This is a genomic window from Spirosoma sp. (assembly GCF_026391055.1).
Classification (GTDB): domain Bacteria; phylum Bacteroidota; class Bacteroidia; order Cytophagales; family Spirosomataceae; genus Spirosoma.
The window spans coordinates 130314-146235 of the sequence record NZ_JAPLET010000010.1 but is presented as its reverse complement, the minus strand read 5'-3'; the positions used below and the strand labels follow the sequence as shown (position 1 = coordinate 146235).

10 protein-coding genes are annotated in these 15922 nt (G+C 49.1%); 5 read left to right on the top strand and 5 right to left on the bottom strand.

Annotation, left to right across the window (positions count from 1 at the left end; all coding sequences use genetic code 11):
• Positions 1-222: 222 nt before the first annotated feature.
• Positions 223-1300, bottom strand: a protein-coding gene (prfB, locus tag NT073_RS02970; RefSeq protein ID WP_144035973.1) for a peptide chain release factor 2 whose coding sequence is annotated in 2 segments (ribosomal slippage) — positions 223-1239 and positions 1241-1300 — 1077 coding nt in all. Because the reading frame shifts where the segments join, the coding sequence is not laid out codon by codon here.
• Between the two features lie 248 nt (positions 1301-1548).
• Here prfB and lpdA point away from each other — a divergent pair.
• Entirely contained in the window at positions 1549-2949 is a 1401-nt protein-coding gene (gene lpdA / locus NT073_RS02965; RefSeq protein ID WP_297368523.1) for a dihydrolipoyl dehydrogenase, read from the top strand.
• Between the two features lie 87 nt (positions 2950-3036).
• Here the strand turns inward: lpdA and NT073_RS02960 are convergent, their stop codons facing one another.
• The gene (locus tag NT073_RS02960; protein ID WP_297368520.1) at positions 3037-3777 is read right to left on the bottom strand and encodes a glycosyltransferase family 2 protein; all 741 of its coding nucleotides are present in this window, start codon (positions 3775-3777) and stop codon (positions 3037-3039) included.
• 145 nt (positions 3778-3922) lie between these two features.
• Here NT073_RS02960 and NT073_RS02955 point away from each other — a divergent pair, with 145 nt between their 5' ends.
• The 4 genes from NT073_RS02955 (at position 3923) to NT073_RS02940 (ending at position 12871) form a co-directional block, all read left to right on the top strand.
• Complete coding sequence (locus NT073_RS02955; protein WP_297368516.1) at positions 3923-4987, top strand: TerC/Alx family metal homeostasis membrane protein; 1065 nt, start codon at positions 3923-3925, stop codon at positions 4985-4987.
• Between the two features lie 194 nt (positions 4988-5181).
• Positions 5182-7530, top strand: coding sequence for a TonB-dependent receptor (locus NT073_RS02950; protein ID WP_297368513.1), 2349 nt, complete (start codon positions 5182-5184; stop codon positions 7528-7530).
• 18 nt (positions 7531-7548) lie between these two features.
• Positions 7549-8715: a PepSY-associated TM helix domain-containing protein gene (locus tag NT073_RS02945; RefSeq protein ID WP_297368510.1), complete on the top strand. Its 1167-nt coding sequence runs from the start codon at positions 7549-7551 to the stop codon at positions 8713-8715.
• A gap of 37 nt (positions 8716-8752) precedes the next feature.
• Complete coding sequence (locus tag NT073_RS02940) at positions 8753-12871, top strand: AAA domain-containing protein (protein WP_297368507.1); 4119 nt, start codon at positions 8753-8755, stop codon at positions 12869-12871.
• Between the two features lie 57 nt (positions 12872-12928).
• Here NT073_RS02940 and carA read toward each other — a convergent pair whose 3' ends face one another.
• From carA to NT073_RS02925, 3 genes are all read right to left on the bottom strand, one after another.
• Positions 12929-14032: a glutamine-hydrolyzing carbamoyl-phosphate synthase small subunit gene (gene carA / locus NT073_RS02935; RefSeq protein WP_297368504.1), complete on the bottom strand. Its 1104-nt coding sequence runs from the start codon at positions 14030-14032 to the stop codon at positions 12929-12931.
• A gap of 114 nt (positions 14033-14146) precedes the next feature.
• Positions 14147-14764 carry a 50S ribosomal protein L17 gene (gene rplQ, locus NT073_RS02930; RefSeq protein WP_297368501.1) on the bottom strand — a complete coding sequence of 206 codons (618 nt, stop codon included), beginning with the start codon at positions 14762-14764 and terminating at the stop codon, positions 14147-14149.
• 78 nt (positions 14765-14842) lie between these two features.
• A complete protein-coding gene (locus NT073_RS02925; protein WP_012930217.1) occupies positions 14843-15832 on the bottom strand; it encodes a DNA-directed RNA polymerase subunit alpha in 990 nt (329 codons plus the stop codon).
• Positions 15833-15922: the final 90 nt, after the last annotated feature.

Sequence of the window (15922 nt, the reverse complement as noted above, 5' to 3'; positions counted from 1 at the left end):
ACAGAGCAGGCACCAGGGCGTACGGATCATACGGTTTATTCTTAACGTACAAGGTTTCGACCGCTGTTCGTTTGCCGCCCACGTTAAGGTAAATGTGACAGTTCCGTAAAAACTACTGCCGCCCACTACCAAAGAGGGTAGTAGGCGGCAGACTTTCTGCACCAACTGCGTATTAACTCTGCCAGACTTGTTCCGTTACAATGGAAATCCGTGCGGTCAGGCCTACTCCTGTTCTAGTAAAAAGGCCTTGATAAACGGGTCTAGATCGCCATCGAGCACCGCTTCAGTGTTCGACGTCTGGTAACCGGTGCGGTGGTCTTTTACCCGTCGGTCGTCGAGGACATACGAACGGATTTGGGAGCCCCATTCAATCTTTTGCTTGCTCGCTTCTACTTCGGCCCGGGCGGCATTACGCTTCTGAACCTCAATTTCATATAGTTTGGATTTCAGCAATCGGATAGCCACTTCCTTGTTCTGCAACTGGCTCCGTTCCTGCTGACATTCAATGATCAGCCCAGAGGGTTTGTGTTTCAGGCGAACGGCAGTTTCGACCTTGTTCACGTTCTGGCCACCCGCACCTCCCGACCGGAACGTATCCCAGTCGATGTCCGCCGGATTAACTTCAATATTGATAGTGTCATCAATCAACGGGTAGGCATATACCGATGCAAACGATGTATGCCGACGCGCGTTGGAATCGAAAGGCGAAATACGCACCAATCGGTGAACGCCGTTCTCGGATTTTAAAAACCCATAAGCCAGTGGGCCATCGACTTCAATCGTTGCCGATTTAATACCCGCCGTATCACCTTCCTGATAATCGACCTGCTTGAGCCCGTAGCCGTGTTTTTCGGCCCAGCGCATGTACATACGGTACAGCATGTCGGCCCAGTCCTGGCTTTCGGTACCACCAGCACCGGCGTTTATTTCGAGAACAGCACTGAGCTGGTCCTCTTCATTGCCGAGCATCTTTTTAAGTTCGAGTTCTTCGAGGGTGGTGGTTACCTTGCGGCCTTCCTCATCGACTTCTTCTTCTGTTACATCACCGGCTTCGTAAAACTCAAACAAAGTTTCGAGGTCGCCGAACTGGCTGTTCAGCTTCTCGTAGCCAGTGGTCCAGCCTTTCAGACCGCGTACCTGCTTCATAACGCCTTCGGCTCGGGCGGCATCGGTCCAGAATTCGGGCTGAAATGTCTGCTGTTCGAGTTCTGCTAGTTGTTCTTTCTTATTATCGTAGTCAAAGATACCCCCTCAAAGCCTCTACTCTGGCTCTCAAGTCGGTCAACTGGTCGGTTGTCATGAACTTGTCGTGTTGGTTAAAAAATTAAATTATGACACAGAGCTACACGGAGGAGCACAAAGATTCACAGAGGTGCTTATTCAATTCTTCTCTGTGCTCCTCCGTGTAGCTCTGTGTCATAACACAAAGATAGAACAAATCAAGCTGGGGTAAGGGTTTACGTCGGGTATCAACTTTTCAGCCTACCTTTGCGTTCTCTTTTTAAGACGAGTTTATTTTTTCATTCTACATTATTCATTCATTAACTAATGGCTTCACAGTACGATGTAATCGTTGTGGGTAGCGGGCCGGGCGGCTATGTAGCTGCTATCCGGGCGTCGCAGTTGGGTCTGAAAACGGCCGTCATTGAGCGCGAAAGCCTCGGCGGCATTTGTCTGAACTGGGGCTGTATCCCAACCAAAGCCCTGCTGAAATCGGCGCAGGTTTTTGAATATATCAAGCACTCGGCAGATTATGGAATCACCATTTCGGGCGAGTCGAAAGCTGATTTTGGTGCCGTCATTAAGCGGAGCCGGGGTGTTGCCGAAAGCATGAGCAAAGGCGTTCAGTTCTTGATGAAAAAGAACAAGATTGACGTCATCAGCGGTTTCGGTAAAGTAAAAGCAGGTAAAAAAGTAGAGGTAACGGCTGCCGATGGTACCGTCACGACCTACGATGCCAAACACATCATCATCGCTACCGGAAGCCGCGCCCGTCAATTACCCAACGTACCCATTGATGGGAACAAGGTAATTGAATACCGGAAGGCCATGTCGCTCGAAAAGCGGCCTGATAGTCTGCTGGTGATTGGTTCTGGTGCTATTGGTGTGGAATTTGCCTACGTCTACGCCAGCATGGGTACCAAAGTGACTATCGTCGAATTTCTGCCCAACGTAGTGCCGATTGAAGACGAAGATATTTCGAAAGAACTGGCTAAGCAGTACAAGAAGCTGGGCGTCGATATTTACACAAAGTCTGAAGTAACTAAAGTAGATACTAGCGGCAATGGCTGCAAAGTGTTCGTAAAAACACCTGATGGCGAAAAAACCTTTGATGTCGACATCGTTCTGTCGGCAGCGGGTATTGTCGCCAATATCGAAAACATTGGGCTCGAAGAGCTGGGTATTTCGGTCGACCGGGGCAAGATTGTTACGGACGATTACTACCGCACAAACGTTGAAGGCTTCTATGCCATCGGCGATGTAACGAAGGGGCAGGCCCTGGCGCACGTAGCCTCGGCTGAAGCGATCATCTGTGTCGAGAAAATTGCCGGTTTGCCCCACGTTGAACCGTTGAATTACAACAACATTCCGGGTTGCACGTACTGCACACCTGAAATTGCCTCCGTTGGCTATACCGAAAAAGCCGCACGCGAAGCGGGTTACGAGTTAAAAGTGGGTAAGTTCCCATTCTCGGCATCGGGTAAGGCTAAAGCGGGTGGCGTACCAGAAGGGTTCGTGAAAGTTATCTTTGATGCCAAGTACGGTGAGTTCCTGGGCGCTCACTTCATTGGCTCAAACGTAACCGAAATGATTGCTGAGGTAGTAACTGCCCGCAAACTGGAAACAACCGGAGAAGAGATTCTGAAGGCGGTCCACCCGCACCCAACTATGTCGGAAGCTATCAAAGATGCAACCGAAGCGGCTTACGGCGAAGCGATTCACTTATAAGAAGCTGTACATGTGGTAACATAGAACGGCCGGATTGATATATCAATCCGGCCGTTCTATGTGTAGCGCCGACCGTCCTGGTCGGTACTACGTTAAGACCTTCCAGTTAAACAAACCAGCTTTAGTCAAAAAATACAGGAAGGACGTTCGCAATACACCGAGTCCATAAATGGAGCTACGCCGAAAATTGATAGACGAAGCTTCCTCAAAGTATTTGGTAGGGCAGGTGACTTCACCGATTTCGTAGCCTTTGTAAAAAATCTGAGCTACCATTTCGTTGTCGAAAATAAAATCGTCGGAGTTATGGGTAAAATCCAGACTGCGCAGGACCTCGCCCGAAAAGGCCCGATAACCGGTATGGTATTCGGACAGTTTCTGATTCATCAGTACATTTTGCGAAAAGGTCAGGAAACGGTTGGCAATGTATTTATACATCGGCATGCCTCCTTTCAAAGCCCCTTTTCCTAAAATTCGCGATGCAAACACAACGGGATATAGTTCGTTGCCAATAATAGAGATTATAGCGGGCAATAGGAGGGGCGTGTACTGATAATCGGGGTGGAGCATAACGACAATGTCGGCCCCGAGTTCGAGGGCTTTAGCGTAGCAGGTTTTCTGATTACCACCATACCCTTTGTTCCGATCGTGCCGGATTATATGCCGAATGCCCAATTCTCTGGCTACTTCGACCGTATTGTCCGGGCTGGCATCGTCAACTAAAATGACATCATCGACTAAATCGAGCGGGATTTCTCGGTAAGTGCGTTCCAGCGTCAAGGCTGCCCGGTAGGCAGGCATCACGACAATTACCTTCTTATTATTAAACATTAGAGCAAAATTAAGCGGTGGGTATTATCTAGCCAATAAATTTGACAATTAAAGCCATTTCGTTTGACATAATGGCCGTAGATTTGTTGTTTAATCTGGAGCATCAGTAGGCCAAAGGCTTCATTATCTGTTCATTTTTCACATTATGTTATCTAGCGAAACCGTTTTTTTTCTCGCCTTTGCTGCCTTTGTTCTAGTCATTATGGCGTTGGATCTGGGCGTTTTTTCCAAGCGCAAAAGCCACGTCGTTCAATTTAAGGAAGCGGCAATCTGGAGTGCTATCTGGGTTGCTTTATCAATTGCCTTTTATTTCTTCCTTCAAAATTACGGATACCTGGTTCATGGGATTACTGATATGGCCCGGCTTCAGGAAGTACGTAATAAATACGCTGAGCATGTTGAGTTAGTACCCAGCAATTTTTCGGCCAGTTTAGCCCGCTTCCAGGCAAATATGTCTCTGGAGTACATTACGGGTTATTTAGTGGAGTATTCGTTATCGGCCGATAATATTTTTGTTTTTATATTGATATTCAGTTCGTTCGGTGTTCGGGAGCGGTATTATAAAAAGATTCTGGTATGGGGTATTCTTGGCGCAATCATCCTTCGATTTGTCTTCATCTTCCTGGGTTCAGCCTTGATTCAGCGCTTTGAGTGGATCATGTATCTGTTTGGTGCTTTTCTGGTATATACAGGTGTCCAACTATTTTTTCAGAAAGAAGAAGATGAAAAAATTGACCCATCAAGTCATCCGGTAGTACGGTTCGCCAGTAAATACCTGAACGTCTATCATCGGAATGTGACCGATAATTTCTTCATCCGGCGTAAGTCAGATCACAAGCTGTTCGTAACTCCTTTGTTTCTGATTGTCATTGTCGTGGCCTTCACCGATCTGGTGTTTGCAGTCGATTCCATTCCGGCTATTTTCTCGATCACCAAAGACCCGTACATTGTTTTCTTCTCGAACGTATTTGCTATCATGGGTTTACGGTCGATGTTCTTTTTCCTGTCCAGCATTATGGATCAGTTCCGTTTCCTGAAGGTAGGTCTAGCGGTACTACTGACCTTTATAGGAGCTAAGATGCTGGCCGAACACTGGCTGGCTGAACACGGATTCAAACCCGTTTATTCGCTGTATATCATTATTGCCATTTTGGGCATAAGCGTTTTAGCTTCCTGGCTTATACCCGAAAAGAAAGAGATAGAAGCTTAGTCGCCATATATCAGCTTGTCACCAGCCATCCGGAGATTCCTCCGGATGGCTTTTTTATGGCCTTGTTTACCTATATCAATAAGTACTATAAACTTTCCAATAAACCTGTAGAACTTATTCACGTGTTTATACTTTTGTTTTAGAATTAGTCTAAATAAATAATGGTAACACATTTCTATACATATCGATATTACATGGCAGGCTTAGGACTGCTATGGGGTATTTTACTTAGTTCGCTGAGCTTCGGACAAACGACCGGGAGTATTGCCGGTCGGGTTCTGGCTGTTGATGCACACCCAATGGCGCAGGTAACCGTACGATTAACCAATGGTCGGGTAGGAGCGTTGACGAATGAGCAGGGTGAGTTTACACTCAATCAGGTTCCGGCTGGTACGCACACACTACTGATTAGCCGGATGGGTTATAGCCGTATGCGGCAGTCAGTAACTGTGGCCGCCGGAGAGACGGTGAACCTGACTGATATCATCCTGCTTGAAAGCAGTGAGTCGCTTCAGGAAGTGACGGTAGAGGGTAAAAATTCGTATAAGGCTGATATTCCCTCCTACAGTTTGCGGGTGAAAACGCCCCTGATTGAACTGCCTCAGAACATCCAGGTCATAAACCGGCAACTCATAGCCGATCAGCAGATTTTTGATATGCTGGAAGGCGTGTCACGCAATGTAAGTGGGGTAACCAAGCAGGAACACTGGGACAATTACGCCCGTCTGAACATGAGGGGGTCGCGGGTGGCTCCTTTCCGAAACGGGATGAACGTTCAATCGACATGGGGACCACTAGCCGAGGATATGTCGATGGTTGAGCGGATTGAATTTGTGAAGGGTCCCGCTGGTTTTATGATGGCCAACGGCGAACCCAGTGGTTTTTATAACGTTGTGACCCAGAAACCAACCGGCGTTTCGAAAGGTGAGGTGACCATGACAACGGGGAGTTTCGACACTTACCGCGCCACCCTCGATCTGGATGGTAAACTCAAACAGGACGGGAGCTTATTGTATCGATTGAACGTAATGGGACAGGCAAAAGGCTCGTTTCGTGATTTTGAGTATAACAACCGGTATACCGTAGCCCCGGTTCTCAAGTATAAACTGAGTGAGCAAACGTCAATAACGGCAGAGTATACGTACCAGTATTCGCAGATGTCGGCTATTGGGTCAGCTTATGTTTTCTCAGCTACGGGCATGGGAAATCTGCCCCGTGCGTCGACAGCAGCCTCGGCCAACCTTGATCCCACAAATGTTCACGATCACAGCGCCTTTTTGATTCTGGAACATCAGATTGATCCAAACTGGAAACTGACCGGCCAACTGGCTTATTTTAACATGAGTCAGGTGGGTAGTTCTATCTGGGCCGACTCCGCCAAAGCCGATGGCACGGTTTACCGGAACACCAGCATTTGGGACGCAGCCAACGAAGGGAGATTTGCCCAGATTTTCGTGAATGGCGATGTAAAAACCGGGGGCATTACCCACCGCATTCTGGCAGGTCTGGATTTAGGCAACAAAAAATATATGGCCGACTGGGGCCAGAGCTTTCCGCTTTATAGTAGCGACTTTACGTTTAACGTCAACACACCAAATTATTACCTGCCCGCTAATCTGCTGCCTAAGTTTGACCGAACACAAAGCCTGCGAAACCGCGCCGGGGCCAATGTGTTGAGCCAATCCTATAGCGGAATTTATTTGCAGGATGAGTTACGCTTCTGGCAGGACCGGCTTCGGCTGACGCTGGCTGGTCGGGTAACCTCGGCAAGAGACAGTCAGTATGGCTCGGGTACGAATGAAACCGTCTTCACACCCCGCGTCGGTATCAGTGCGTCGCTAACGAAACAAACTTCTCTGTATGCGCTTTACGATCAGGCGTTTGTTCCTCAGGCGGGTGTCGACCGGGCCGGAAATGCCTTTAAGCCCATTACCGGCAACAATATGGAAGTTGGTGTAAAGAGAGACTGGGCTGGCGGACGCTGGAATTCGACTCTATCGCTGTACCAGATCACGAAAAACAACGTGCTCACCACCGATCCGACCAACCCTAATTACTCCATTCAGTTAGGCCAGACAGAGACTAAGGGCATTGAATTTGACATACGGGGCGAATTGCTGCCTGGCCTGAATCTGGTAGCCAACTATGCCTACACCGACTCAAAAATTACGAAAGATACCAAGTCGGAGAATGTAGGGATGCCGGTGCCGGGCTATAGTAAGCATATAACCAACGCCTGGCTTGCCTATCGGGTACGGGAAGGGAGTTTACAGGGGCTGGGTGTTTCGCTGGGCTATCAGTGGCAACTCGACCGGTATGCCTGGTTTTCGGATGCTACTTCCAAAGAGCCAACGTTACCGAATACGTTCCGGACCGACGGTGCCATTTCTTGGCAGAACGGCCGTGTCAATGTCGCGCTCAATGTCAATAATCTCTTCGATGCCTATCTGTATTCGGGAGCTTACTACCCGTACGGCGGCTACTACTACTACCAGGCAGAAGCCCCGCGCAATTTTCGGCTAAGCATGGGCTACAAATTTTAATAAGTTGACAAACTGGCCATGACAGCGAAAAAACTGATTGGTAAAGTACACCTCTGGCTCGGACTCTCGTCCGGGCTATTGGTGTTTGTGGTTGCCATTACGGGTTGCGTGCTGGCGTTCGAGCAGGAGATAAAGACCGTTTTGCGGCCTTATCAATACATTGAACCAGTTGCGAATAGTGTTCCTTTGTCGCCTTCGCAACTGCGAGCCATCGCCGAAAAAGTGGTGCCGGGTAAACCGGCTAAAGCTGTTATCTATGGCGATGGAGAGCATAGTACGATTGTTCCCTTCTATGGAGCAGCCCCGGACTATTATTATCAGGTGTATATGAATCCGTATACAGGTAAGGTGCTGCATGTACATGATGAGGAAACGGATTTCTTTCACTTTATCCTGCACGGACACTATTATTTGTGGCTGCCCGAAACGATCGGCCAGCCGGTGGTAGCTTACGGGACGCTGGTGTTCGCCATCATGTTGATAACTGGTCTGGTATTGTGGTGGCCGAAAAACCTGAAAAAAGCCAATCGGGAGAAAAGCTTCCGCATTAAGTGGAAAGCCAAATGGCGCCGGGTCAACTATGACTTGCACAATGTTCCCGGTTTTTATGCGCTGTCCATTGGTCTGGTACTGGCCCTAACTGGGATGATCTTTGGCATTCAGTGGTTCGCCGACTCCGTGTACTGGGTTAGCTCCGGTGGAAAAACAGCACCGGTATATCAATTGCCTTTGTCCGATACAACGGCCGTTAGACGGTTTACCGCACCGGAAGACCGCATCTGGCAAGAACTGGTAAAGAGCAAGCCAAACACCGCCGGATTGTATATTTCGTTTCCCGAAAAAGCGTCGGAATCCATCTTCGCGTACGTGAATTACAAACCCGGCACATATTATAAAATGGATTACTACTCGTTTGATCAGCACACGCTGAAACCGTTGATTACCGAAGGGCCTTATTCCGGTACCTACGCGAAAGCCGGTTTTAGCGACAAGCTTCGCCGGATGAACTACGACATTCATACCGGTGCCATACTGAGTTTGCCCGGTAAAATACTGGCCTTCTGCGGAAGCCTGATCTGTGCCAGTCTACCCATTACAGGTACTATCATCTGGTGGGGACGCCGGAAAAAGAAGTCGCCTGCTGCAAAACAGCAAGCCAGCCAAAGGGTGAGGGAAAAAGTCTGACCTAGCAGACGAATGATTTAACGTATTTTTCTGGATTTTGCGTTATAATCCTGCCTATCAGAAAAATCTTGTGGAAATCCCGGTCCAGACTGTATTAAAGACATTCCGTCGACGCTTAACCAACCTCAGCAGCCGCAATCGGTCGCTTTTACTGACAAGCTTACCCGCCAGTCAGTTTCTGGACTTACAGGAAACAGATTTCCTGCTCAACAAACCAGCCTTTTCCATCATTACCGACTTTATTGCCCGGAAAGGGTCGATTTCGTTGTGCGATGTGCTTGACCCACGGCAGGAGCGCAGCAACGAGGTGAGCCGAAAGCTACGACGTATTGACCGCACCGCCCGCTTTATCGAAGAGGAGCGGGGTACCGAAGATCTGTATGTAGGCTGGCCGTTTGTAAAAGGCAAATTTCTGGATGACTCGGTCGTTCATGGACCGCTTTTGTTCTTTCCCGTTCAGATTGAGCAGCAGGGCAAATGCTGGAAACTCACGCGCCGGGGCGATGAACTGGCGTTCCTGAACCCAACCTTGTTACTGGCTTACGGGCAATTCAATCAGGTGAAACTGACGGACGAAATCATCGAAAAGTCGGTCGACGATTTTGACCGCGACCCGCTCATATTCCGTACCCAGCTTTACGAATGGCTCAAAGCCAGCCCGCTCGAACTGAATTTCAATCAGGAGCTTTTCACCGACAAACTTCAATTTTTCAATAAACAAAGTGCCAAAGACCTCGCCCAACTCGAACGCACCGGTGAATTAAAACTATACCCCGAAGCCGTGTTGGGCATCTTCCCGCAAGCCGGATCGTTCCTGGTCCCGGATTATGAAGTGCTTTTAGAAAGGAGCGAGGAGCGAGGAGCAAGGACGGGGCCGCCCGGTGGTGAGGAGCCATCCGGCCATAAAGTACCGTCCGGTGGTCAAGAGCTAATCGGTTATGAAGGGCTACCTAACTCACTTTTTTCTTTTTTGCTCCCGGATGGCTCCTCACCTACGGGCGGCCCCGTCCCCGCTCCTCACTCCTCGCTCCTGGAGCGCCAGCTCCACACTCCTCTGCCTATGGATGCATCGCAGGAGACGGCGGTGCGGGCGGTGAAAGAAGGACAGTCGCTGGTGGTGCAGGGACCACCGGGAACGGGGAAGTCGCAGTTGATTGCGAATCTGATGGCCGATGCCGCAGCGGGCGGGAAACGCGTTTTGCTCGTATGTCAAAAACGGGCTGCACTGGACGTTGTGCAACATCGGCTTGAAGAAGTAGGTATGGCTCCCTTTCTGGCCTTAGTTCACGATTTTCAGAATGACCGGCGGGCCTTATTCGCCCAGATTGCCAGTCAGATTGAGCAGATCGACGCTTATCGCCAGCAGAATAACGGATTGAACGCCGTCCTGCTGGAGCGTGATTTTGACATAGAAAGCCGTCGCATTGATGATACCATTGCCGATTTACAAGCTTTCAAGTCGGCGCTGTTCGATACCGCTGAAAGTGGTGTCTCCGCCAAAGAGTTGTACCTGACGTTGCCTTCCGGCGAGGGTTATCAACAGTTGATCGACTTGAGCAATAGTTATCCACAGTTTCGTTTGGATATTGTGGATAACTATAGGCAACGTTTAACCAATTATTCGGCTTATCAACAAGCATTAGGCTCTGACCACAGCTGGGCGGATCGGGTTAACTTTTCTGATTTTACTAATGCTGACTTAAGCAAGGCTGATCAGGTAATTGTACGTTGGGAACAAACCCGGCAAATGGCCGTTGACCAAACGACGAGTTTGTTGGGCCATTCGCTTCCGCTTGGTGATCTCCTTAACTGGCTGGCACATGATTGGGATTTAATGGCTCTTCTGCGTTTTCTAGACGCGCCCGATGCCACCCAGTTGTGGGAAACTACGCGGTATTTACTTGCCAATACGACCCACCCGGTGCTAACCATTGATGAAATCCGTTTCGAGCACCTGGCAACTAGTTGGGAAGACGCTACCGTCGCGCCTGGTCCTGAAATGTCTCTGCCAACGCCTGAACTGAGAGCTTTCCGGGATTTACTGGCCGATGCACTTACGGCCCGCCCTTCGTGGGTGAGTTGGAATTGGTGGCAGTTAACGCATTCCAAGAAAACACAGCTTCAAACGGTCGTCTCAGCTAACGGCCTGACACTTTCCGAGGCCGATTTACAAACACTTTCGGCTAAGATCAACCAGCGTATAAAGCTCGAAGCCATCCGGCATGAAGCTAAACCGCTGCTTGCCGGTCTACTGCTCCCCGAAGCGCCGGAAAGTTTACGACTGCTACATCGGGCGCGCCACTTGGCTGAGCGCTTGACTATACTTAATCTACTGCGTCAGTTGCCGGAAACACTTTGGCAAACACCGGTTCAATTCGCTGAAAGCGTGCGGATAATGATGCAATTGACATCTGCCGTTGCTCAGCAGCAGACTGAAGCCGCTGCCTACCTCACTCCTGATCAGCTAACGCGTAGTTGGGAGGACAGTGCCTATGCAACGGAACTTCGTCGGAAACTACGGGATGACTTTGATCTGCTCGTTGAAGCGGATCGTTTGCAGGCAGGTTTTTCAGACGTGGAGAAAATGGTTATCGACCAACTAAAAGACCACGAACCCGCTCACTGGCCCGTTATTTTTATGGATGGTCTGCGGGCCGCCTGGCTTGATCATGTTGAGCGGCTACACCCCGAGCTTCGCGCCGTATCGTCGCTTAAAATGAATCAACTTGAACAGACGTTGCAGGAGGGTATTCGGCGGAAACAGGCGCAGAGCCGGGAAAACCTGCTGGTTAAGCTTCGTGAGCAAACGTATCGAAACCTAACCTTCAACCGCCTGAACAACGTCGTTACGTACCGTGATCTGCAACATCAGGTAACCAAAAAACGCAGTGTGTGGCCGGTACGAAAACTCATAGAATCCTTTGCCGACGAAGTGTTTAAACTAGTGCCCTGCTGGCTGGCCTCGCCTGAGTCGGTATCGGCGATGTTTCCGCTTCGAGAAGGACTTTTCGATCTGGTTATTTTCGATGAAGCCTCGCAGTGTTTTGCTGAAAATGGCATCCCTGCTATGGCGCGAAGCAAGCAAGTTGTCATAACGGGCGATAACCAGCAGCTTCGCCCAAGCGATCTGTACCGAACGCGTCTTGACGATGTGGAACCGAACAAAGAAACACCTGTTGAACTTGAAGTGGAATCACTGCTCGAATTAGCGGCTCAATACCTGCCGCAAGTATCGCTTACCGAACATTACCGGAGCCATTCTCTCGATCTGATTACCTTCTCGAATGAACATTTCTATCAGAACAAGCTGTCGCTATTGCCGCATTTCGACGACATTAACCGGCGCGAACCCGCCATCCGGTATATGAACGTAAAGGGCGTTTGGCAGCAAAATACCAACAAATCCGAAGCCGAGGCAGTTCTGGCCCTCCTCGATCAATTGGCCGTCGAACTTCCCGGTCGTTCCATCGGTATCGTTACGTTCAACTATCCTCAACAGCAACTGATTCAGGATATGCTGGAGGGAAGTGTGACTGGACAACCACAGGGTGCAGAGCCGCCACGTACCTATCCGACCTCGCTCTTTGTAAAAAACATCGAAAACGTGCAGGGAGATGAACGGGACATCATCATTTTCTCCGTTGGCTATGCGCCGGATGAGCACGGTCGTTTGTCTATGCAGTTCGGTAGCCTGAACACTAAAGGGGGCGAAAACCGGCTCAACGTCGCTGTAACGAGGGCGCGGGAACGGGTATATGTCGTTACGAGCCTATGGCCCGAACAACTCATCATAGCGGACACGGCCAACGACGGCCCGCGCTTGTTAAAAGCTTATCTTGCCTACGCACTCAATGTGGCGCAGGAACGTTTCCGACCTATGCCCAAACCACAACAGGCTTTGCCGTCGGGTACGTTACTGAAAGATAAGCTAGCCATTCAGCGCATTAACTGGAAACCTGAGCTTCCCTTTGCCGACATTACTGTGAAAGCAACGGATGATACATACGAAGCCGTCATCCTCACAGACGATGACGCCTATTACCAGCAAACGACGAAGCAGGCTCATGCGTATCTGCCCATGGCTTTACAGGGACGTAATTGGCCTTTTGAGCGTGTTTGGAGCCGTGAGTTCTGGCGGATGAAACCTCCGTTATAATCAGGAAGCATTCTGTAGTAATGAAAAAGCCTGAGTTTCCTCAGGCTTTTTCATTGTTTACTCCTTCATCATTCCGATAAACTGGTCGAAGAGGTAATGCGAATCATGTGGGCCGGGCGACGATTCAGGGTGGTATTGCACTGAGAAAGCTGGTTTATCTTTCCGACGGATTCCCTCGATGGTATTGTCATTCAGGTTGATGTGCGTCAGCTCAACATTGGCGTGATCCATCACTTCCTCTGCCCGCACGGCAAAGCCATGGTTTTGAGACGTAATTTCACAAAGACCAGTAGTTAGATTCTTAACAGGGTGATTTAATCCCCTGTGACCGTTGTGCATTTTATAAGTTGAAATGCCGCTAGCCAGCGATAAAATCTGATGGCCCAGGCAAATACCAAACAAAGGCTTATCCGTTTCCAGCGCCTGCTTTACGGTTTCAACGGCGTAAGGCATGGCTGCCGGGTCGCCAGGGCCGTTGGCAATGAAGTAGCCGTTGGGTTTCCAGGCTGCCAGTTCAGCGTGGGACGTTCTGGCCGGGAATACCTTACAGAATACACCCCGTTCGTTAAAGTTGCTGAGAATGCTTCTTTTGACGCCTAGATCAAGCACCGCAACGCGAAGGTCGGCTTCCGGATTGCCCTGTTCGTAGGCTTCTTTCGTACACACTTCCGAGGATAGTTCCAGACCGTCCATATCCGGCACCTTGTTTAACTCAGCAAGGAGGATAGCCGGGTCCAGAATCTCCGACGAAATAATACAGTTCATTACACCTTTCGACCGGATATAACGAACCAGCTGCCGGGTATCAACGCCATGGATTCCCACAATATTAGCCCGTTCGAAATAATCCTGCAACGAACCATCGGCAGTATAGCGCGAGTGAATATTCGAGAAGAAGTTACAAACCATCCCCCGTATCTTCACGCTACCCGATTCCTGCTCGGCATTGTTCAGCACACCATAATTGCCAATGTGCGACGTGGTGTTGATAATTACCTGACCGTAGTAGGATGGGTCGGTGTAAATTTCCTGATAACCGGTCATGCCGGTGTTGAAGCATATTTCACCTCCGGCTGTACCAATCTTACCAAGTGCCAGGCCTCGGTAAACGGTTCCGTCTTGCAAAACCAACAGGGCTTCAGGTTGCTGTGTATGTTTCATTGTTCGGTTTGACTTGATAGGCTAAAAAAAAGGGCTAACCGTTACCGGCTAACCCATTTTCTATATGATGTGTGTGTAAATCACTCAGTTTTTTCGCTTTATAAGCTAACGACCTTAAGCTTCTTTGGGTTCATCCGCCGAATCAGATGGAGTGATTTGTTCATCCTGTGCCGGTGCTTCTTCAGCAGCCGATGCCTCAACGGCGGGAACCGTTTCAGCTTCTACAACTTCTGCTTCGGCAACAGGAGCGTCAACAACTTCAGCAGCGGCAACTGGTGCAGCAACATCAGCTTTGGCACCTGACCCACGACGGCTACGACGAGTTTTTGTGGTAGTAGCAGCGGATTTCTCAGCAGCAGCAGCCAGCAATAATTCGTTGAAATCAACCAGTTCAATCAGGCAGGTATCAGCGTTATCACCTAACCGGTTACCCAGTTTAATGATGCGGGTATACCCACCAGGACGGCTGGCGATTTTATCGGCTACCGTTCCGAACAATTCCTTCATAGTTTCTTTGTCATGCAATGACTGAAACACAATCCGGCGGTTCTGGAAAGTATCGTCTTTGGCACGTGTCAGAATTGGCTCCACAAATTTGCGGAGTTCTTTTGCTTTCGCGACCGTGGTTTCGATTCGCTTATGCAGGATGAGCGACGACGCCATGTTCTGCAACATCGCTTCGCGGTGCGAATGTGTGCGACTTAGGTGATTATCTTTTTTACCGTGTCTCATTATCTTGTGAGGTTTACAGTTTATGGTTCATTGTTTACGGTTAAGCTGTCAACCCTAAACCACAAACCGCCAACCGACTTAATCTTCGTCTAGTCTGTACTTAGCGACGTCCATACCGAACGTCAGGTTTTTCTCTGCAACAAGTTGCTCAAGTTCCGTTAGCGACTTCTTACCAAAGTTACGGAACTTCATCATGTCGGAAATTTCTAACCGAACAAGATCACCCAATGTCCGAACGTCAGCCGATTTGAGACAGTTGTAAGCCCGTACCGACAGATCGAGATCTGCCAATGACGTTTTCAGAAGCTTGCGCATGTGCAGGACTTCTTCGTCCACAACATTTTCCTCTTCCGGTTTAGCCGTTTCAAACGTCATCGTCTGATCTGAGAACAGCATGAAGTGCTGAATCAGAATGTAAGCCGCACCTTTCAGCGCTTCTTCCGGGTGAATAGATCCGTCCGTTTCGATGTCTAACAGCAACCGCTCATAGTCAGTTTTCTGCTCAACCCGCGTATTTTCGACGCTATATTTCACGTTTTTAATCGGCGTGTAAATAGCATCGATGGGAATATGACCGAAAGGCAACTCATTAACCCGTGGTTCATCGGATGGGACGTATCCACGACCTTTTTCCACGAAAATTTCCATTTCCAGGTCACGCGTGTCATCGATGTGGCAGATTTCCAGTTCTGGATTCAGCACCTCGAACGAAGGCGAAAACTTGGATATATCACCGGCTTTCAAAACCGATTGTTTCTTTATATTGACGGTGATCTTGTTGTCGACCATGTCATTGATCTTCTTGAAGCGAACCATTTTCAGGTTCAGAATGATCTCCGTCACATCTTCAACGACGCCCTCAATTGATGAAAACTCATGCAACACACCCGGAAATTTCACGCTTGTGATGGCGTATCCTTCCAGTGATGACAGCAAAATACGCCGAAGCGCATTACCGATTGTTACACCGTATCCTTTTTCAAGGGGTTTGAATTCAAACACCCCGTGAAAGTCGTCAGCTTTCTCCACTACGACTTTGTCGGGCATTTGGAACGCTAATATTGACATACGTTTCGTATTTTACAGCAGTTCTCTGCCTTGGCGTGAAGACTGAAATGTGTTTACGGTTTTCAGGTCTTCGGTTATCTGTACTCTCTT